This window comes from Enterobacter sp. MALB-1 (genome assembly GCF_041021625.1).
In the GTDB taxonomy this organism is placed as follows: Bacteria; Pseudomonadota; Gammaproteobacteria; order Enterobacterales; family Enterobacteriaceae; genus Enterobacter; species Enterobacter oligotrophicus.
The window spans coordinates 2,821,637-2,841,149 of sequence record NZ_JBDPJL010000001.1; the positions used below are offsets into that span (position 1 = coordinate 2,821,637).

16 protein-coding genes are annotated in these 19,513 nt (G+C 52.0%); 4 read left to right on the plus strand and 12 right to left on the minus strand.

The features are described from left to right. Positions 1–30: 30 nt before the first annotated feature. The 8 genes from ABGB15_RS13560 to ABGB15_RS13595 form a co-directional block, all read right to left on the minus strand. Positions 31–2,295 carry a ComEC family protein gene (locus ABGB15_RS13560; RefSeq protein ID WP_215723015.1) on the minus strand — a complete coding sequence of 755 codons (2,265 nt, stop codon included), beginning with the start codon at positions 2,293–2,295 and terminating at the stop codon, positions 31–33. A gap of 227 nt (positions 2,296–2,522) precedes the next feature. After that, on the minus strand, positions 2,523–2,957 hold the full coding sequence (tnpA, locus tag ABGB15_RS13565; protein WP_061379590.1) for an IS200/IS605 family transposase: 435 nt from the start codon (positions 2,955–2,957) through the stop codon (positions 2,523–2,525). 179 nt (positions 2,958–3,136) lie between these two features. Then, positions 3,137–3,424: an integration host factor subunit beta gene (gene ihfB, locus ABGB15_RS13570; RefSeq protein WP_003858233.1), complete on the minus strand. Its 288-nt coding sequence runs from the start codon at positions 3,422–3,424 to the stop codon at positions 3,137–3,139. A 169-nt stretch (positions 3,425–3,593) separates the two neighbouring features. Further along, positions 3,594–5,267 (minus strand): 30S ribosomal protein S1, encoded by a 1,674-nt coding sequence (rpsA, locus tag ABGB15_RS13575; protein WP_003858235.1) that lies wholly within the window; start codon positions 5,265–5,267, stop codon positions 3,594–3,596. A 111-nt stretch (positions 5,268–5,378) separates the two neighbouring features. Next, entirely contained in the window at positions 5,379–6,062 is a 684-nt protein-coding gene (cmk, locus tag ABGB15_RS13580; RefSeq protein ID WP_152084089.1) for a (d)CMP kinase, read from the minus strand. Between the two features lie 185 nt (positions 6,063–6,247). Continuing rightward, entirely contained in the window at positions 6,248–7,531 is a 1,284-nt protein-coding gene (gene aroA / locus ABGB15_RS13585) for a 3-phosphoshikimate 1-carboxyvinyltransferase (protein ID WP_215723927.1), read from the minus strand. Positions 7,532–7,600: 69 nt separating this feature from the next. After that, entirely contained in the window at positions 7,601–8,689 is a 1,089-nt protein-coding gene (gene serC, locus ABGB15_RS13590; RefSeq protein WP_215723928.1) for a 3-phosphoserine/phosphohydroxythreonine transaminase, read from the minus strand. A 162-nt stretch (positions 8,690–8,851) separates the two neighbouring features. Then, positions 8,852–9,544, minus strand: coding sequence for a DUF421 domain-containing protein (locus ABGB15_RS13595; RefSeq protein WP_215723929.1), 693 nt, complete (start codon positions 9,542–9,544; stop codon positions 8,852–8,854). 127 nt (positions 9,545–9,671) lie between these two features. Between ABGB15_RS13595 and ycaO the strand changes: the two genes are divergently transcribed. The 4 genes from ycaO to pflA all read left to right on the plus strand — a co-directional run bounded on the left by ycaO (position 9,672) and on the right by pflA (position 15,972). Next, on the plus strand, positions 9,672–11,432 hold the full coding sequence (gene ycaO, locus ABGB15_RS13600; RefSeq protein ID WP_215723930.1) for a 30S ribosomal protein S12 methylthiotransferase accessory factor YcaO: 1,761 nt from the start codon (positions 9,672–9,674) through the stop codon (positions 11,430–11,432). Positions 11,433–11,837: 405 nt separating this feature from the next. Next, the gene (gene focA, locus ABGB15_RS13605; protein WP_152084085.1) at positions 11,838–12,695 is read left to right on the plus strand and encodes a formate transporter FocA; all 858 of its coding nucleotides are present in this window, start codon (positions 11,838–11,840) and stop codon (positions 12,693–12,695) included. Between the two features lie 51 nt (positions 12,696–12,746). Then, complete coding sequence (gene pflB, locus ABGB15_RS13610) at positions 12,747–15,029, plus strand: formate C-acetyltransferase (protein WP_152084084.1); 2,283 nt, start codon at positions 12,747–12,749, stop codon at positions 15,027–15,029. A 202-nt stretch (positions 15,030–15,231) separates the two neighbouring features. Beyond that, on the plus strand, positions 15,232–15,972 hold the full coding sequence (pflA, locus tag ABGB15_RS13615) for a pyruvate formate lyase 1-activating protein (protein WP_137848949.1): 741 nt from the start codon (positions 15,232–15,234) through the stop codon (positions 15,970–15,972). Positions 15,973–16,008: 36 nt separating this feature from the next. On the opposite strand, the gene ABGB15_RS13620 is transcribed toward pflA, so the two are convergent. From ABGB15_RS13620 to ABGB15_RS13635, 4 genes are all read right to left on the minus strand, one after another. Beyond that, positions 16,009–16,485 carry an anti-virulence regulator CigR family protein gene (locus tag ABGB15_RS13620; RefSeq protein WP_215723931.1) on the minus strand — a complete coding sequence of 159 codons (477 nt, stop codon included), beginning with the start codon at positions 16,483–16,485 and terminating at the stop codon, positions 16,009–16,011. A 123-nt stretch (positions 16,486–16,608) separates the two neighbouring features. Continuing rightward, the gene (locus tag ABGB15_RS13625) at positions 16,609–17,757 is read right to left on the minus strand and encodes an MFS transporter (RefSeq protein WP_152084082.1); all 1,149 of its coding nucleotides are present in this window, start codon (positions 17,755–17,757) and stop codon (positions 16,609–16,611) included. A 273-nt stretch (positions 17,758–18,030) separates the two neighbouring features. Continuing rightward, the gene (locus ABGB15_RS13630; protein WP_215723932.1) at positions 18,031–18,894 is read right to left on the minus strand and encodes a dimethyl sulfoxide reductase anchor subunit family protein; all 864 of its coding nucleotides are present in this window, start codon (positions 18,892–18,894) and stop codon (positions 18,031–18,033) included. Between the two features lies 1 nt (position 18,895). Then, positions 18,896–19,513, minus strand: coding sequence for a DMSO/selenate family reductase complex B subunit (locus ABGB15_RS13635; RefSeq protein ID WP_014169373.1), 618 nt, complete (start codon positions 19,511–19,513; stop codon positions 18,896–18,898).

Here is a 19,513-nt window from a genome sequence, read left to right on the forward strand (position 1 = left end):
AACCAGCATTTGTTGAAATAGCCGCATATTCTACCCGTTATCGACGGGCGCGCCAAACCACTGATGATACCAACGTGGCAAATAGTGATCGCGTAAGCGACGGATTTGCCTGTCATGTTGCGAAAACGTCACAGAAATTTGTCCGGAGTGAGGCGTATCAAGCCAGATATAGCCCTCTTTTCTGTAACGCCTGACCACTTTAACAGACGGAAATCGCCACGCGTTATAGCGGGCCGCTGAGGCCAGCGCTATCTTCCCTTCGGCACGCTGCACCAGCGGCAGTGATGAAGAGGTATTGCTGCCATGATGCGGTACCTGAATGAGTGTAGACGCAAGATAGCGCCAGTGGTGGCTCAGCATCATCTGTTCAGCCCGCGCTTCAATGTCTCCCGTCAGCAGTACACTCTGTTCACCATCATCAACTTTTACCACGCAGGAGCGGTTATTGCCTTTGGCGTGATACTCCTCTGGCGGCCAGTGCACGGTGAATTTTAAACCCTGCCACTGCCATTGCTGCCCACGAAAACACGGAAGATGCCCGGCCCAGCGTAGCGGACTTTTTATCCACATATCTGGCCATGCTTTTTGTAGTGATGGCAGGCCACCTGCATGGTCAAGATGCTCGTGGCTCAGAATCACGCCTTCCGGCTTAAGATGGTGCCAGCGTAGCCAGGGTATTATCAGTTGCTGTCCACTGTCGCCCCCCGGCCACGCCAGCCCGGTATCGTATAAAATGGCTTTCCCGTGGCGTTCAACTACCATTGCCAGCCCCTGCCCCACATCAAGCATATGCAGCGTCCAGCTGTCTGTTTTAACCGTTCGCCAGAGAGGAAACGACAGCATAATACTTCCTGCCAGACAAACCGCAGGTACGGCTTTCAGGGCGCGGAAACGCCAGCCAGCTATAGCAAACCACGGCAATAACGTCAGGTATTGCCAGCGTTCATCGACATCCTGCCAGCCATCCGGCAGTCGCATCAGCAGCCAGAACAGCCCCGCAAGAGATTTATCTGACGCAAACCAGACGGCGTTCTCAAGAGAAACCAACGGGAGCAGATGCAGCAGCATACCGAACAGGATCAGCGGAACCGAGATAAACGTCACCAGCGGAACGGCAAAAAGGTTAGCAACCAGTGAAGATATGCTGAAGCCATGGAAAATCAGCACCTGTAAAGGCAGAAGCAACAGCAACATACCCAACTGCAGATAGATTAAATTTACCAAAGGGCGTATCCGGCTAGCCCAGCGCCAGTGCGGGAGAGGCAACCACTGATACCAGAAAATTAATGCCGCCACGGCAAAAGCCGACAAAATAAGGCTTTGTGATAGCACAGACATGGGATCGAAAATCAGGATCGTCGCCACACAGCATAACCAGACCTGCCAGGGTGACCACAGGCGGCCGCTCATCCGTAAAGCTGCCAGCACCGCAAGAGAAATAACAGTACGCAGTGCCGGTGGCTGTAAGCCAGTTAGCCACGCGTAAAAGGCGGCAAACAGCAGGCCAGCAAGTAGCGGTATCTGCCATATCATCCAGCGACAGGGCAAGAATAGCTGGATGCCCCGAGCCAGAAACCAAAAAACAGAGGCTGCCAGCGCAATGTGCAAACCTGAAATTGCCATCAGATGCAGGGTCCCCGTCTCACGCATTAAATTTTTTATTTCGCGCGACACATTCAGACGCTCCCCCATTCCCAGCCCCAGGATCACTGTCCCCCACTGAAATGGGGAAAGAGAACGTTGCAATGATGTCAGGTACTGTGAACGCAGGCTGCAGCGAGCATCAATACTCTCTGCGTGAGTGAAGCGTCCGCTCAACGTTTGATGTCGGGCAAAGGCACTCTGCTGCGAATCATAGCCTCCCTCGTTGAGTTCACCATGTACCGCTCTGAGGCGCAGCGTCATGGCCCAGCGCTGACCCGCGCACACCTTTTCAGGTAAGTAATTACCATACAGCGTTACACCCGTTGCGGCCCCCCAACGTTTTCCGTTTAGGCTGACAATGTTTGCCTGATGCACCGTCGCACCGTCGGTTGCGGTAATCACCACCTCTGCCTGCTGTGGCCCTGTCGTTAAGTGCTGCATGGGCCAGATATTTTCCTGCGCGTTCAGAATGCCCCAGGCAAAAAATAACAACCCGGTTCCCATGTAACGCAGCCACGTCCGCTGCTGAAAAGCCAACACAATCCCGACGGCAATGCTCCCCCAGACAGTATGAAGGTCCGGCAGAACGGGTAACCAATACAGTGGGATAATTGCCAGAATGGCACACAGACTGATAGCGGATATCCCCATTTTCACCTCCCTGTTTCAGAGAAGTATGCGGGTTTAATGGGGCATCGTCAGACGGATAAAGTGAGTGTTGCGGCGGTCGCTGTAACGTTTTTGGTTGGTTACAGAAAACCAAACAGGAATTGCGGCACATCTTCAGAAATGAAGGAAGGAAAGTAAAAGACCACCTTCTAAGAAGGTGGCTTTTGAGAATGCCCCCTGTAAGGGGGGCTATTATCACTTCCCGCTTACTACTCTAGCAATTCCATCTGCTGTTCATGCGTTTGTTCCGTTTTCTCCTGATGCCGCACATATCGTCTGATAATTTCCTCGTTCACACCGACAGTATCTACAAAGTATCCACGTGACCAAAAGTGGTTGCCCCATAGCTTTTTTCGTATATGTGGAAAACGATTGTAGAGCCTGATGGCGCTGCGGCCTTTCAGATGCCCCATCAGGGTTGATATCGAGATTTTAGGTGGGACGATTACAACAAGATGTACATGATCTGGCTGAATATTTAGCTCCAGAACCTCACAATCTTTTATTCCACAGAGAATGTAGATTGTCCTGTAAAGTTCCTTACCCAACTTATCTTTCAAGATCCTGAAACGGTACTTTGGCGTCCAGACTATGTGGTATTTGCAACGCCAATATACATGTGATGAACTCCTGTAAAGCCCCATGTCGGTTTGTCTCCTTTTACTTGTGGTGAGTAAGCAGAGATATTCCGGCATGGGCATTCTTCAGGCTATAGCCTTACAGGATCAATCACCACCTCCCCAGGAGGTGGTTTAGGGGTGACAACAAAAAAAGCACCCGAAGGTGCTTTCTTTAAAACCCAGTTTAACCCTGACGGCTAAACTCAGTTGCCATAAATATTGGCGCGATCGCGCAGTTCTTTACCCGGTTTAAAGTGAGGAACGTATTTACCTTCCAGTTCAACTTTATCGCCAGTCTTCGGGTTACGCCCGGTGCGTGGAGCACGATAGTGCAGAGAGAAACTACCGAAACCGCGGATTTCAATGCGCTCGCCCTGGGCAAGAGTGGTGGCCATATGCTCCAGCATCTCTTTAACAGCATCTTCCACAGCCTTTGCCGGGATGTGCGGTTGCTGACTGGCAAGTCTTTCAATCAATTCTGACTTGGTCATGATTCCTCCGGTTCCTTCAAACCATTTAGCTGAACAGCTCATTAAACAAGGGCGGCCGTAGCCGCCCTTTGTTATTGATTACAGGACGAATCCTGCAATCTGTCAAGTCTGCTCCTCATCCTTCGCGCTGTAAATGCGTTACAGATCAAATGATGCTGAGAACCTGATATTACTCGCCTTTAGCTGCTTTGAATGCTTCAGCCATTGCGTTGTTAGAGAAGTTTGCATCTTCCTGTTTGTTAACAGTTGCGATTGCATCTTTCTCATCAGCTTCGTCTTTAGCACGAACAGACAGGCTGATAGCACGGTTCTTACGGTCAACACCGGTGAACTTAGCTTCAACGTCGTCGCCAACACTCAGAACCAGAGTTGCATCTTCAACGCGGTCACGTGAAGCCTCGGAAGCGCGCAGGTAACCTTCAACGCCGTCAGCCAGTTCTACGGTTGCGCCTTTAGCGTCAACTGCAGTCACTTTACCGTTTACGATTGCGCCTTTCTTGTTCAGTGCAACCCAGTTGTTGAACGGATCTTCTGCGAGCTGTTTAACGCCCAGGGAGATACGCTCACGCTCTGCGTCAACCTGCAGAACAACTGCAGCGATTTCGTCGCCTTTTTTGTATTCACGAACTGCTTCTTCGCCTGCAACGTTCCAGGAGATGTCAGACAGGTGAACCAGGCCATCGATGCCGCCGTCCAGGCCGATGAAGATACCGAAGTCAGTGATAGACTTGATTTTACCTTCAACACGGTCGCCCTTGTTGTGGGTTTCCGCGAACTGCTGCCATGGGTTGTTTTTGCACTGTTTCAGGCCCAGGGAGATACGACGACGTTCTTCGTCGATATCCAGAACCATCACTTCCACTACATCACCAACGTTAACAACTTTGGATGGGTGGATGTTTTTGTTGGTCCAGTCCATTTCGGAAACGTGCACCAGACCTTCAACGCCTTCTTCGATTTCAACGAAGCAGCCGTAGTCAGTCAGGTTAGTAACGCGACCAGTCAGTTTAGTACCTTCTGGGTAACGCTTAGCGATAGCTACCCATGGATCTTCGCCCAGCTGTTTCAGGCCGAGGGATACACGAGTACGCTCGCGGTCGAACTTCAGCACTTTAACAGTGATTTCGTCGCCCACGTTCACGATTTCGCTTGGGTGCTTAACGCGTTTCCACGCCATGTCGGTGATGTGCAGCAGGCCATCAACGCCGCCCAGATCAACGAATGCGCCGTAGTCAGTGAGGTTCTTAACGATACCTTTGACTTCCATGCCTTCCTGCAGGTTTTCCAGCAGCTGATCGCGTTCTGCGCTGTTTTCGGATTCGATAACGGCACGACGGGAAACAACAACGTTGTTACGCTTCTGGTCCAGCTTGATTACTTTGAACTCAAGCTCTTTGCCTTCAAGGTGCAGGGTGTCACGGACTGGACGCACGTCTACCAGTGAACCTGGCAGGAACGCACGAATACCATTCAGCTCAACAGTGAAGCCACCTTTAACTTTGCCGTTGATAACACCGACCACAGTTTCAGCTTCTTCGTAAGCCTTCTCCAGCGTGATCCATGCTTCGTGACGTTTAGCTTTCTCACGAGACAGCAGGGTTTCGCCGAAGCCGTCTTCTACTGCGTCCAGAGCAACGTCAACTTCGTCACCGACCTGGATTTCCAGCTCGCCCTGGGCGTTTTTGAACTGCTCTGCCGGAATGGCGGACTCAGATTTCAGACCGGCGTCAACCAGCACTACGTCTTTGTCGATAGCAACAACAACACCACGAACGATGGAACCCGGACGGGTTTCGATTTCTTTTAAGGATTCTTCAAACAGTTGAGCAAAAGATTCAGTCATGTTTAATCTTCAGGTTAATATTAACGTCCACCTGGCTCCGTGCCGGATGGGGTTGTTTCACATACCCGCCGTCAATCCATTGCAGCGGGGGTACTGCTAAATCGGTCGCGATTACGCGAGTGCCAGTTTTTGGCGCGCATATTGTAGCGCTTTTTCAATCACTTGCTCAATAGTTAAACTGGTTGAATCCAGAACTAATGCATCTTCTGCAGGAACAAGTGGGGCGACAGCGCGGTTACGGTCGCGGTCATCGCGCTCTTTTATCTCGGATAAAAGGCGATCAAAGTTAACACTAAACCCCTTTTCCTGCAACTGAAGCATGCGACGTTGAGCACGTTCTTCCGAGGAGGCGTCAAGGAAAATTTTCACTGGCGCATCAGGAAATACAACAGTTCCCATGTCACGGCCGTCGGCAATAAGCCCTGGGGCCTCACGGAAACCACGCTGACGACGTAAAAGCGCCTCGCGAACGCGCGGGAATGCCGCCACTTGTGAGGCCGCGTTAGCGACTTCCTGAGTACGAATTTCGCCACTGACGTCTTCGCCTTCCAGGATCACTTCAAGATTGCCATCAGTGGAGACGAAACGCACATCCAGGTGTGCAGCCAGCGGAACCAGCGCCTCTTCAGATGCGACATCCACATGGTGATGCAGCGCAGCCAGAGCCAGCACACGATAGATTGCTCCCGAATCTAAAAGATGCCATTGCAATGCTTCCGCCATCGCTTTACACAGAGTACCTTTCCCTGCGCCACTTGGCCCATCAATGGTGATTACCGGGGCAACTGCCGTCATCTTTTTCTCCTTAATAAAGGCATACCGTTAACATGAACGCCGCGCATTATACGCGTCAACGTGCGCAACTGTTACCCTTGCGTGCAAATTACGGAATGATTGAAGCAGAGTGTAGAAGAAATGGGCGGAAGTGTTCGTCAGGAAGCGTAAGGAAATGCCGCACCGGATGATGCGGCAGAGAACGATCAGGCCAGCGTGCTAATGCGCGCCAGCTGTTCGAAGTAGTCCGGGAAGGTTTTCGCCGTACACTTCGGATCGAGAATAGTGACCGGTGTGTCGGACAGCGCCACCAGCGAGAAGCACATCGCCATACGGTGATCGTTGTAGGTGCCAATTTCCGCAAACTGCAGTTTCGCCGGAGGCGTGACGCGAATGTAGTCTTCGCCCTCTTCCACCTCGGCACCCACTTTACGCAGCTCGGTGGCCATCGCGAACAGGCGGTCCGTCTCTTTTACGCGCCAGTTATAGATGTTACGCAGCGTGGTGGTGCCTTTGGCAAACAGCGCCGCCGTGGCAATGGTCATTGCCGCATCCGGGATATGGTTCATGTCCATATCGATGGCGTTCAGCTCGCCACGGGTACAAGAGATGAAGTCATCGCCCCAGGTGACAATGGCACCCATTTTTTCCAGCACGTCAGCAAAGCGGATATCGCCCTGTACGCTGTTGCGGCCAATGCCGGTCACTTTTACCGTACCGCCTTTAATCGCGCCAGCGGCAAGGAAATAGGATGCGGATGAAGCATCACCTTCAACGAGGTAGTGGCCCGGAGACTGGTACTGCTGCGCACCGCGAACCACAAAACGCTGATAAGCCTGGTTTTCAACCTCAACGCCGAAAGTTTTCATCAGGTGCAGCGTGATATCAATATACGGTTTAGAGACCAGGTCACCTTTGATAGTGATAACTGTATCCTGCGGAGCCAGCGGTGCCGTCATCAGCAGTGCCGTCAGGAACTGACTGGAGACACTGCCGTCAACCTCAACCGTACCGCCAGTAAAACCACCGCGCAGACGCAGCGGCGGGTAATTTTCCTGCTCCAGGTAATCGATCTGAGCCCCCCCCTGACGCAGAGCATCCACCAGATGGCCGATCGGACGCTCTTTCATACGCGGTTCACCGGTCAGCACAATGTTATTGCTGCCGAGGCACAGCGCGGCGGCTAACGGACGCATCGCCGTCCCTGCATTGCCCAGGAACAGCTCCAGCGCTTCACCGGAACGTAACGCACCGCCGTTGCCGGTCACCTCACAACGGGTACGATCGTCAGAGAGTGTGTAATGTACGCCCAACGCTTTCAGTGCATTGAGCATATGGCGCACGTCATCGCTGTCCAGCAGGTTTGTGAGGACGGTGGTGCCGTTTGCCAGAGCTGCCAGCAGCAGAGCGCGGTTCGAGACACTTTTTGAACCAGGCAGATTAATGGTGCCATCTACCCGCGCGATAGGTTGTAACGTCAGGGATTCCATGAAACTTAACTCTCAACTCAACATAATAAAAACCCCGCAGCAATGCTACGGGGGTGAAAAACAGCGCAATTAACCGTGACGACGTTCGAAGTCGATCATGAAATCGGTCAGTGCCTTAACACCTTCCAGCGGCATGGCGTTATAAATAGAGGCGCGCATCCCGCCCACTACACGGTGGCCTTTCAGCGCGTGCAGCCCCGCAGCGAAGGACTCTTCCAGGAATACTTTATCCAGGTTGCTATCCGCCAGCTGGAACGGCACATTCATGCGGGAACGGTTAGCTTTCGCCACATCGTTACGGTAGAAGTCGCTTTTATCAATCACGCCGTACAGCAGTTCCGCTTTTTGCTGATTGATGGTGTTCATCTGCGCCACGCCGCCCTTTTGCTTCAGCCATTTGAAGACCAGACCGGAGAGATACCAGGCGAACGTTGGCGGCGTGTTGAACATTGAGTCGTTATCGTTCAGCACGGTGTAATCAAAAATCGACGGGCAGGATTTATGCGCTTTACCAAGCAGGTCTTCACGCACGATGACCAGGGTCAAACCTGCGGGACCGATGTTTTTCTGCGCACCGGCATAAATCACACCGTAACGGCTGACATCCAGAGGCGAGGAAAGAATGGTAGAAGAGAGATCCGCGGTCACCACCACGTTCTCACCAAAGTTTGGCTCTTCGTGAATGGCGATGCCGTCGATCGTTTCGTTCGGGCAATAGTGCAGATAAGCGGCATCAGAGGAAAGCTGCCACTCGCTCATTGGCTTAACGGCGCGCAGACCGTCAATGGTCACTTTGGCATCAATAACGTTTGGTGTGCAGTATTTGTGCGCCTCTTTTACCGCACTGGCTGCCCAGTAGCCTGCATCAACGTAATCGGCGGTGGTTTTGTCGCCCAGCAGGTTAAGTGGGATACCGGCAAACTGACCGCGTCCACCACCGTGGCAGAATAATACTTTGTAGTTGGAGGGAATGTTCAGCAGATCGCGAAAATCCTTTTCTGCCTCTTCTGCCACCTGAATAAACTCTTTACCACGGTGGCTGATTTCCATCACCGACGTACCCAGACCGTTCCAGTCACACAGTTCCTGTTGAGCCTGTTTAAGTACATCCGCCGGTAACATTGCCGGACCTGAACTGAAATTAAAGACTTGAGCCATTTCCCCTCACCACGCTAAAAGCAATAAGTTATAACTGTGGATATCGGTTTTATCATTCAGTGACACGCGCCGCAATGTCTAAAACTTATGACGGGTGAAATGTGTCCTTCGTCACACAATACATTCTGCCGCTCCGCTGTCACAAAACCGACAAAATGGCTGTCAGGTAACACGTATAGCCCGGCTAACCTTCGTCCATTCTGGATTCGTACAGCGAGGGCATAATTGATGATCACCCGCCCGCATGGCAACCACATGACTACATTTGATACAGGCATACTCTTCGGTTTCGGGTACGGTCGTAAACCGTTCCACCAGCATATCCGGCAGGATGCACAACCCAGGCTTCACCTCATCGTCGGGATAGTAGTAGACGCTGATTTGCCCGTTCGTTTCCATAATGGCCAGACGCACCTGCCCCAGTTGTTCAACGCTGTTGAGACGCAGTTCCATAAAGAACTCGAACTCCGTCATATTGGCACTTTGCACTTTCTCCCAGGCCAGTTGCCCGTCTTCCACAATCACCACCGGTTTCCCTTCAAGCAGATCTTCCAGCTTTTCGCTTTTCGACATCAGCCACATCACCAGCCGGTACAACAACGCGAGGGAAACAAAGACAATAAAAACCGGCACCATCGGCACATCGTCATAGAACGCCACATCCCCTGCCGCTGAACCCAGCGTCAGAATGATAAGCACTTCAAAGAGGGACATCTGCCGAACGCCACGGCGTCCGGTGATTTTGAGAAACAGAAACACCAGCACGAAGGTATAAAGGCTACGCAGCGCCACCTCACCTAAAAATTCAAGAGGAACTTTGTCAAACGCCATCCGCTGGAGATCAAATGCTTTCATTTTTCTACGCCTTAACAGTGGGTTACTGTCTTTAAGCATAGTCCAGCCATTTATTTTCGCCGGAGATAGCACCCGTCACGCAAAACCCGTATCATTGCGCGCTTTACGTACGATAAAAGTGAACGCCATGACTCAAACGTTTATCCCCGGCAAAGACGCCGCTCTGGAAGATTCCATCGCTCGCTTCCAGCAGAAACTGACCGACCTGGGCTTTAATATTGAAGAAGCCTCCTGGCTGAACCCGGTGCCTCACGTCTGGTCCGTGCATATTCGCGATAAAGACTGCGCGCTGTGCTTTACCAACGGTAAAGGCGCAACTAAAAAAGCGGCACTGGCCTCTGCGCTGGGTGAGTATTTTGAACGTCTGTCGACCAACTATTTCTTTGCTGACTTCTGGCTGGGCGAAACCATCGCCAACGGTCCATTCGTTCACTACCCAAACGAAAAATGGTTCCCGCTGACGGAAGATGACGAACTGCCGGAAGGCATTCTTGATGCCCGTCTGCGCGCGTTCTACGACCCGGAAAATGAACTGACCGCCAGCATGCTGATCGACCTGCAGTCTGGTAACGAAGATCGTGGTATTTGCGCTCTGCCTTTCACGCGTCAGTCTGACGAGCAGACCGTGTATATTCCGATGAACATCGTCGGCAACCTGTATGTGTCCAACGGCATGTCCGCTGGTAACACCCGCAATGAAGCGCGCGTGCAGGGTCTGTCTGAAGTCTTCGAACGCCACATCAAAAACCGCATTATTGCCGAATCCATCAGCCTGCCAGAAATTCCGGCCGACGTACTGGCACGCTATCCTGGCGTGGTGGAATCCATCGCTAAACTGGAAGCAGAAGGTTTCCCAATCTTTGCCTATGACGGCTCACTGGGCGGTAAATACCCGGTTATCTGCGTGGTGCTGTTCAACCCGGCGAACGGAACCTGCTTCGCCTCCTTTGGCGCACACCCGGACTTTGGCGTGGCGCTGGAGCGTACCGTCACCGAACTGCTGCAGGGCCGCAGCCTGAAAGATCTGGACGTGTTCACCCCACCAACGTTTGACGATGAAGAAGTGGCCGAGCATACCAACCTCGAAACCCACTTTATCGACTCCAGCGGTTTGATCTCCTGGGATATGTTCAAGCAGGACGCGGACTATCCGTTCGTGGACTGGAGCTTTGCTGGCACCACCGAAGAAGAGTTTGCGACGCTGATGGCGATCTTCAACGCCGAAGATCAGGAAGTCTATATTGCTGACTACGAACACCTGGGTGTTTATGCGTGTCGCATTATCGTTCCTGGCATGTCGGATATCTATCCAGCGGAAGACCTGTGGCTGGCGAACAACAGCATGGGCGCACACCTGCGTGAAACGCTGCTGGCCCTGCCGGGCAGCGAGTGGGAAAAAGAAGATTATCTGAACCTGATCGCCCAGCTGGACGATGAAGGCCACGATGACTTCACCCGCGTGCGTGAGCTGCTGGGTCTGGCGACCGGTAAAGATAACGGCTGGTACACCCTGCGTATTGGTGAACTGAAAGCGATGCTGGCGCTGGCGGGTGGCGATCTGGATCAGGCGCTGGCCTGGACTGAGTGGACAATGGAGTTCAACCAGTCGGTCTTCTCTGCCGAGCGCACCAACTATTACCGTTGCCTGCAAACTCTGCTCCTGCTTTCTCAGGAGGACGATCGCGAGCCATTGCAGTACCTGAATGCATTTGTTCGTATGTACGGTGCAGACGCGGTTGAAGCCGCCAGCGCGGCGCTGAGTGGTGAAGAGCCGTTCTATGGCCTGCAGGCCGTTGATAGCGATCTGAAAGCCTTCCCGGCGCATCAGTCATTACTTAACGCTTATGAGAAATTACAGAAAGCGAAAGCCGCTTACTGGTCAAAATAAGCGCATATAACATTAGCGGCTGTAGGCGTATTCAATCGTCTGAGCTATATTACGGGGCAATTTCATTGCCCCGTTTTTTATTTTTTCGGCAATGACTGTTGATTGTAATAATAAAGTTAAATATGGGTAAATATAATAATATTTATCCACGCTTTATTGTTACTTTTTATGGTAAATACTCCATATTAATTAACTGTTTTCCGGGAGGCCGAACGAAATAATTCAACTCTTTTCATAACTTTTAAAATTTATTTTTATACGGATAATCAAATACTTACTCCGCACTTGCTGTAAAACCATACGCATTGCGGGCCTATAAGCCAGGCGAGATATGATCTATATCAATTTCTCTTCTATAATGCTTTGTTAGTATCTCGTCGCCGACTTAATAAAGAGAGAGTTAGTGTGAAAGCTGACAACCCTTTTGATCTTTTACTCCCTGCTGCAATGGCGAAAGTTGCCGAGGAAGCAGGTGTCTATAAAGCAACGAAACACCCGATGAAGACGTTCTATCTGGCGATCACAGCCGGTGTGTTCATCTCAATCGCTTTCGTCTTCTACATTACTGCCACCACCGGTACTGCCGCGATGCCTTTCGGCATAGCTAAACTGATTGGCGGTATCTGCTTCTCACTGGGTCTGATTCTCTGCGTCATCTGCGGTGCCGACCTCTTCACCTCTACGGTGCTGATTGTGGTGGCGAAAGCCAGCGGAAGAATTACCTGGGGCCAACTGGCGCGCAACTGGCTTAACGTCTATGTTGGCAACCTGATTGGCTGTCTGCTCTTTGTTCTGTTGATGTGGCTCTCTGGCGAGTACATGACCGCCAACGGCGGCTGGGGGCTTAACGTCCTGCAAACCGCTGACCACAAAATGCATCACACATTTATCGAAGCCGTTGCTCTCGGCATCCTCGCAAACCTGATGGTCTGCCTGGCTGTATGGATGAGCTACTCGGGTCGTAGCCTGATGGACAAAGCCATGATTATGGTTCTGCCGGTTGCGATGTTTGTTGCCAGCGGCTTTGAGCACAGTATTGCGAATATGTTTATGATCCCGATGGGTATTGTAATTCGCAACTTTGCGAGCCCGGAGTTCTGGACTGCTATCGGTTCAACCCCGGAAAGTTTCTCTCACCTGACTATCATGAATTTCATTACTGATAACCTGATCCCAGTCACTATCGGGAACATTATCGGTGGGGGTCTGTTAGTCGGGTTGACATACTGGGTCATTTACCTGCGTGGCGGCGACCATCATTAATGGTTGTCTCAGGCAGTAAATAAAAAATCCACTTAAGAAGGTAGGTGTTACATGTCCGAGCTTAATGAAAAGTTAGCCACAGCCTGGGAAGGTTTTGCGAAAGGTGACTGGCAGAATGAAGTCAACGTCCGTGACTTCATTCAGAAAAACTATACCCCGTATGAAGGTGACGAATCCTTCCTGGCTGGTGCAACTGACGCGACCACCAAGCTGTGGGACAACGTAATGGAAGGCGTTAAACTGGAAAACCGCACTCACGCGCCAGTTGATTTTGACACCTCCGTTGCATCCACCATCACTTCTCACGATGCTGGCTACATCAACAAAGCCCTTGAGAAAATCGTTGGTCTGCAGACTGAAGCACCACTGAAACGCGCAATCATCCCGTTCGGTGGTATCAAAATGGTTGAAGGTTCCTGCAAAGCGTATAACCGCGAGCTGGACCCAATGCTGAAAAAAATCTTCACCGAATACCGCAAAACCCATAACCAGGGCGTATTCGATGTTTACACCAAAGACATTCTGAACTGCCGTAAATCCGGCGTTCTGACCGGTCTGCCAGATGCGTATGGCCGTGGCCGTATCATCGGTGACTACCGTCGCGTTGCGCTGTACGGTATCGACTTCCTGATGAAAGACAAATACGCACAGTTCGTATCCCTGCAGTCCGATCTGGAAAACGGCGTAAACCTGGAAGCCACTATTCGTCTGCGTGAAGAAATCGCTGAACAGCACCGCGCACTGGGTCAGATCAAAGAGATGGCGGCGAAATACGGCTGCGATATCTCTGGTCCTGCGACTAACGCTCAGGAAGCTATCCAGTGGACCTACTTCGGCTACCTGGCCGCAGTTAAGTCTCAGAACGGTGCAGCAATGTCCTTCGGTCGCGTATCCACCTTCCTGGATGCGTACATCGAACGTGACCTGAAAGCAGGTAAAATCACCGAGCAAGACGCTCAGGAAATGATTGACCACCTGGTCATGAAACTGCGTATGGTTCGTTTCCTGCGTACCCCAGAATACGATGAGTTGTTCTCCGGTGACCCAATCTGGGCGACAGAATCTATCGGTGGTATGGGCGTAGACGGCCGTACTCTGGTAACCAAAAACAGCTTCCGCTTCCTGAACACCCTGTACACCATGGGTCCTTCTCCGGAGCCGAACATCACCGTTCTGTGGTCTGAAAAACTGCCTCTGAACTTCAAGAAATTCGCCGCTAAAGTGTCCATCGACACCTCTTCTCTGCAGTACGAGAACGATGACCTGATGCGTCCGGACTTCAACAACGATGACTACGCTATCGCTTGCTGCGTAAGCCCAATGGTTGTTGGTAAACAAATGCAGTTCTTCGGTGCGCGTGCAAACCTGGCGAAAACCATGCTGTACGCAATCAACGGCGGCGTTGATGAAAAACTGAAAATGCAGGTTGGTCCTAAATCTGAGCCAATCAAAGGCGACGTGCTGAACTATGACGAAGTCATGGAGCGCATGGACCACTTCATGGACTGGCTGGCTAAGCAGTACGTGACCGCGCTGAACGTTATCCACTACATGCACGACAAGTACAGCTACGAAGCCTCTCTGATGGCGCTGCACGACCGTGACGTCGTTCGCACCATGGCGTGTGGTATCGCGGGTCTGTCCGTTGCGGCTGACTCCCTGTCTGCAATCAAATATGCGAAAGTTAAACCAATTCGTGACGAAGACGGCCTGGCTGTAGACTTCGAAATCGAAGGCGAATACCCGCAGTTTGGTAACAACGACGCTCGCGTTGATGACATGGCGGTTGACCTGGTAGAACGTTTCATGAAGAAAATTCAGAAACTCACTACCTACCGTAACGCTATCCCGACTCAGTCTGTTCTGACCATCACCTCTAACGTTGTGTATGGTAAGAAAACCGGTAACACCCCAGACGGTCGTCGTGCTGGCGCGCCATTCGGCCCAGGTGCTAACCCAATGCACGGTCGTGACCAGAAAGGTGCTGTAGCCTCTCTGACCTCCGTTGCTAAACTGCCGTTTGCTTACGCAAAAGATGGTATCTCTTATACCTTCTCTATCGTGCCAAACGCGCTGGGTAAAGACGACGAAGTGCGTAAAACCAACCTCGCGGGTCTGATGGATGGTTACTTCCACCATGAAGCGTCCATCGAAGGTGGTCAGCACCTGAACGTGAACGTCATGAACCGTGAAATGCTGCTCGACGCGATGGAACACCCTGAGAAATATCCTCAGCTGACCATCCGTGTATCTGGCTACGCAGTACGTTTTAACTCCCTGACGAAAGAACAGCAGCAGGACGTTATCACCCGTACTTTCACTCAGTCCATGTAACTGGATTTGACTGAAATCACGCGTTAAAAGGCGTACAATAAAGGCTCCACGCAAGTGGGGCCTTTTTAACACCCTCTCTGCCTCAGTCTCTTTTGTCCGCTATCTATACTCAATGGATAACAGCCAAAACAGACTCGACATAGCCTTTGAGCTGTGCACCTACATAGGCCCCGGATGGGCCAAATTCGGAGATATCACCGCAATGTCAATTATTGGTCGCATTCACTCCTTTGAATCCTGTGGCACTGTCGACGGCCCAGGCATCCGCTTTATTACCTTTTTCCAGGGCTGCCTGATGCGCTGCCTGTACTGCCATAACCGTGACACCTGGGATACGCACGGCGGTAAGGAAGTCACCGTTGAAGATTTAATGAAAGAGGTGGTGACCTACCGCCACTTTATGAACGCATCCGGCGGCGGCGTGACGGCATCCGGTGGCGAAGCCATTCTGCAGGCCGAATTCGTGCGTGACTGGTTCCGCGCCTGTCGTAAAGAAGGGATTCATACCTGTCTTGATACCAACGGTTTTGTGCGCCGCTACGACCCGGTCATCGACGAACTGCTGGAAGTGACCGATCTGGTGATGCTCGATCTCAAACAGATGAACGATGAGATCCACCAGAACCTGGTTGGCGTCTCCAATCACCGTACCCTGGAGTTCGCAAAATACATCTCCGGGAAAGGCATCAAAACCTGGATTCGCTATGTCGTCGTACCGGGCTGGTCAGATGATGATGATTCAGCGCATCGCCTGGGGGAATTTACCCGCGATATGGGCAACGTCGAGAAAATCGAACTCCTGCCCTATCACGAACTGGGTAAACATAAATGGGTGGCGATGGGCGAAGAGTACAAACTCGATGGCGTGAAGCCGCCGAAGAAAGAGACGATGGAACGCGTGAAAGGTATTCTTGAGCAGTACGGCCACAAGGTTATGTATTAATAAAAAGCCCGGTGAGGACACCGGGCTTTTTTAATTTTATTTGAAAACACCGTTGATAATGGTAGTTACAATCGCCGTGCTGAGGGCAATTAAGACCAGGTCATCTCCCACCACTCGCCATTCATAACCTGGATAAGAAGGCAGTTGACCAAGCATTGATGCTGGCACAGTCTTTTTCGCAATCCCCGGAGGCAGTGGCTTACCGCGAGCCAGGTTCTTCGCAATACCTGGGGGCAATGAGTCATAGCCTGTTAAACCGTAATTCAATGCCAGATGACGGGCATGGTCGAAGCTCACGCGGGCTTCAACATCGTCACTTACGCTTTTATTCGATTTGCCTGGGTTTTGATTACCGTTATTTTTATTACCATGGTTAGCGGAATTCCCGTTGCCATGATTGCCGCTATTGCCGTGACCATTCCCGTTTCCAGGATTCGCCATAACCGGAGCCGTTGCAAACGTTAAAGACAACACTACTGCCAGCGCGGTAGTGGAAAAACGACGTAGTGACATGATTGCTGCCTTTTAGTGATAGAACTCAATTGAATTATCACCTGGCGCAATAAACAAACAATAAGTAAAACTCTTAGATGTGATGGGGACAAAAAAGCCTGTCATCGACAGGCTTTTATTTAATCAGGCATGAGCCACAGGCGTTGGATGTTCGCCCACCTTGCGCAGCAACATTAAGAGATAAATAAACGACACGCTGGCAATCATAATAAACAGCAAATTGTCGGAATAATTCTGCATAAGCATGGCGGTAAATGTCGGCCCCAGTAAACTGCCGATGGTATAACTCAGCAGCAACGCCTGGTTCATCGCCACCAGCTGGTGATGCTCCACTTTCTCACAGGCCCAGGCCATTGCAACCGGATAGAGCGTAAAGCCCGCTGCGCCTAAAATAAACAATGCTGGTGCCATAGCCGCGTTGCTGAGCATGGCAAGACAACCCATTATCACTACGAATACCTGAACGCGCAGCACCAGCAGGCGTCCAAAACGATCCGCCAGACGGCCAATTGGCCACTGCCCGACAATCCCGGCGCTGACCATCACCGCCATCCAGAAACCAATCCCGGAATCACTCACGCCCTGATGATTCAGGTAGAGCGGCATCAGGCCATAGAGCGAGCCGAGCACAATTCCGGAGATAATGCAGCCATTAACACCCAGACGCGCCTGTCGGAGCCTCAGCATCGGCCAGACGTGGGTCACCTCCTGGTGTTCGCTGCTCTGGTTTACGATGCGCGTAAACAGCAGCGGCAGGATCGCAGCCAGCACCATGCCCGTAACCCACGGCAGGACGCTCATCAAATCGGTTGGCAGTTTGCTGACCATCAACTGGCCCAGCACGGTCCCGACGTAATAGACCATCATATAAGCTGCAAGCAGGCGTCCGCGGTTGCGCGATGTACCGCTGCACATCAGCGCACTTTCCACCACTACCCAGATCATCGCGCAGCCCACGCCAGCAATAAATCGCCAAGCCATCCAGCTCCAGAAGCCAACCATCAGCCCTAACCCGGCACATCCGGCGGCGAAAATCAGCGATGCCAGATAATAGCTACGGTTAAAGCCAAAACGCTTAATCAGGCTTCCTGTTAATAGCGTACCCAGCAGGTTGCCGGTAAAAAACGACGAGCTAACCATACCCACCTGCCAGGTCGGTAAGTTTTCATGGGCGAGCCACAGCGGGACGAGCGTGTTTAACACTGCGATCGCCAGGGTCAACAAAAGCAGGCCACAGAGCAACAAAAGCACTGGCCGGGTATAGGTGGTCATGGGTTAAAAACCGTGAGGAAGTTCAGATTTCGTGCGCATCATGCCACTGGCAAAAACAAAGTCAATCCACTGATTTAGCCGCCTCGCACAATATGTTCCCTGTCGATTTAAAAAACTTATCCTGCTAATGCAATACTGGCTATAGATATTAATTATGTATCTGTTTTTATTTATTTATGGCGAGAATTAAAACCAAACGACAGTCGAAAAATTTCATGAATGAAAAAAGAAAAGCCGGGCACACAGTCCCGGCTTGATATAACAAAAAACGTGTTAACTGGCGACGGCCATGCCCACGGTCATATGCAGCCCGTAGAACACACCACGGCCAATCAGTTCGCCCGCCAGCATCAGCACAAAGGCCAGTGACAACAACGGCAGCGCAGGCTGATATCCTTTGAGCTGAGGCGCGATCCAGAACACCAACGCCGCTACCAGCAGAACGATACGCCACGCCATCAACGCACCGTAATCCGGCACCAGCGCAGATGCCTGCTGAACAGAGCTATGAATGGTTGCCAGTTCAGCGCCCTGCATCAGAGCAACCATCGCGCTCACCACCAGCGCCAGCAGTGAAACCGCTGGCAACAAGCGCATCGCCCAGCCATCAACACCCGCCACGCGCAGTAGCAGGTAGCCCAACAGCGGCCCGCCGATAAACAGGGTCAGGAAGAAGCTCATCGGCGTCCAGACGCTGTACCAGGTGGGGACGGTGTCGATGGTGTTGTAGACGCGTACCATCATCCACACGAATACCACGCCCAGCACCATCGTCACGATCAGCCACAGGGTGCGCAGGCCCGCAGGCAATTTCTTCAGCGCAGCCAGCAGCCATCCCAGCCCGCCGACGGCAAAGAAGATCGCCCCGCTGGCAATCTCGTTACTGAGCGAAGAGGCACCGACGCGGTTCAGGGAATTAAACGCACGCATTGGTGAACCGAGGTGCAGCGTAGAAGCAATAAAGCCAATCCCCATCAGCACCCACAGGCCAAACATGCTTAACACCAGACGCTGCTGCTGTTCGGCATTCAGATTGCCTTTTAACAGCGCCAGGGCGAGCACAATAAAGCCACCCGCGACGCACTGCCCAAAGACCGTGAAGATCATCAGCGGCCATTCATGCCATCCACTTCCCATCTCACACCTCCTTCGGGTTTGCCAGATAGCCGGTGGTGTCACCCGTCGGACGGCTGTTGGCGTTAGGTTTAATCACAATACTCGGCTTCGTGAAGTGCGCGGACGGCAGCGGTGCCACCGCAGCAAGCTGGCCGTGTTTTTTGCGCAGTTCGTCTATCGGGCCAAAGTCCAGCGCACGCAGCGGGCAGGATTCCACGCAGATCGGCTTTTTACCGTCCGCCACGCGGGTGTGGCAGCCATCGCACTTGGTCATATGCCCTTTGGCGGCATTGTACTGCGGCGCGCCGTACGGGCAGGCCATATGGCAGTAGCGACAGCCGATGCAGACATCTTCATCCACCACCACAAAACCGTCGTCGCGCTTGTGCATCGCACCGCTCGGGCAGACTTTGGTACACGCCGGATCTTCGCAGTGGTTACAGGCAATCGACAGGTAATAGGCAAAGACGTTCTGATGCCAGACGCCGTTGTCCTCCTGCCAGTCACCGCCCGCGTATTCATAAATACGACGGAAACTGACATCCGGCGTTAAGTCTTTGTAATCTTTACAGGCCAGCTCGCAGGTTTTGCAACCGGTACAACGGCTGGAATCAATGAAAAATCCATACTGGGTTGTCAT

Bases quoted from the DNA above. Each gene is read 5' to 3' on its own strand.
- ABGB15_RS13560 (WP_215723015.1), bottom strand. From the start codon at position 2,295: ATGGGGATATCCGCTATCAGTCTGTGTGCCATTCTGGCAATTATCCCA.
- tnpA (WP_061379590.1), bottom strand. From the start codon at position 2,957: ATGGGGCTTTACAGGAGTTCATCACATGTATATTGGCGTTGCAAATAC.
- ihfB (WP_003858233.1), bottom strand. From the start codon at position 3,424: ATGACCAAGTCAGAATTGATTGAAAGACTTGCCAGTCAGCAACCGCAC.
- rpsA (WP_003858235.1), bottom strand. From the start codon at position 5,267: ATGACTGAATCTTTTGCTCAACTGTTTGAAGAATCCTTAAAAGAAATC.
- cmk (WP_152084089.1), bottom strand. From the start codon at position 6,062: ATGACGGCAGTTGCCCCGGTAATCACCATTGATGGGCCAAGTGGCGCA.
- aroA (WP_215723927.1), bottom strand. From the start codon at position 7,531: ATGGAATCCCTGACGTTACAACCTATCGCGCGGGTAGATGGCACCATT.
- serC (WP_215723928.1), bottom strand. From the start codon at position 8,689: ATGGCTCAAGTCTTTAATTTCAGTTCAGGTCCGGCAATGTTACCGGCG.
- ABGB15_RS13595 (WP_215723929.1), bottom strand. From the start codon at position 9,544: ATGAAAGCATTTGATCTCCAGCGGATGGCGTTTGACAAAGTTCCTCTT.
- ycaO (WP_215723930.1), top strand. From the start codon at position 9,672: ATGACTCAAACGTTTATCCCCGGCAAAGACGCCGCTCTGGAAGATTCC.
- pflB (WP_152084084.1), top strand. From the start codon at position 12,747: ATGTCCGAGCTTAATGAAAAGTTAGCCACAGCCTGGGAAGGTTTTGCG.
- pflA (WP_137848949.1), top strand. From the start codon at position 15,232: ATGTCAATTATTGGTCGCATTCACTCCTTTGAATCCTGTGGCACTGTC.
- ABGB15_RS13620 (WP_215723931.1), bottom strand. From the start codon at position 16,485: ATGTCACTACGTCGTTTTTCCACTACCGCGCTGGCAGTAGTGTTGTCT.
- ABGB15_RS13625 (WP_152084082.1), bottom strand. From the start codon at position 17,757: ATGACCACCTATACCCGGCCAGTGCTTTTGTTGCTCTGTGGCCTGCTT.
- ABGB15_RS13630 (WP_215723932.1), bottom strand. From the start codon at position 18,894: ATGGGAAGTGGATGGCATGAATGGCCGCTGATGATCTTCACGGTCTTT.
- ABGB15_RS13635 (WP_014169373.1), bottom strand. From the start codon at position 19,513: ATGACAACCCAGTATGGATTTTTCATTGATTCCAGCCGTTGTACCGGT.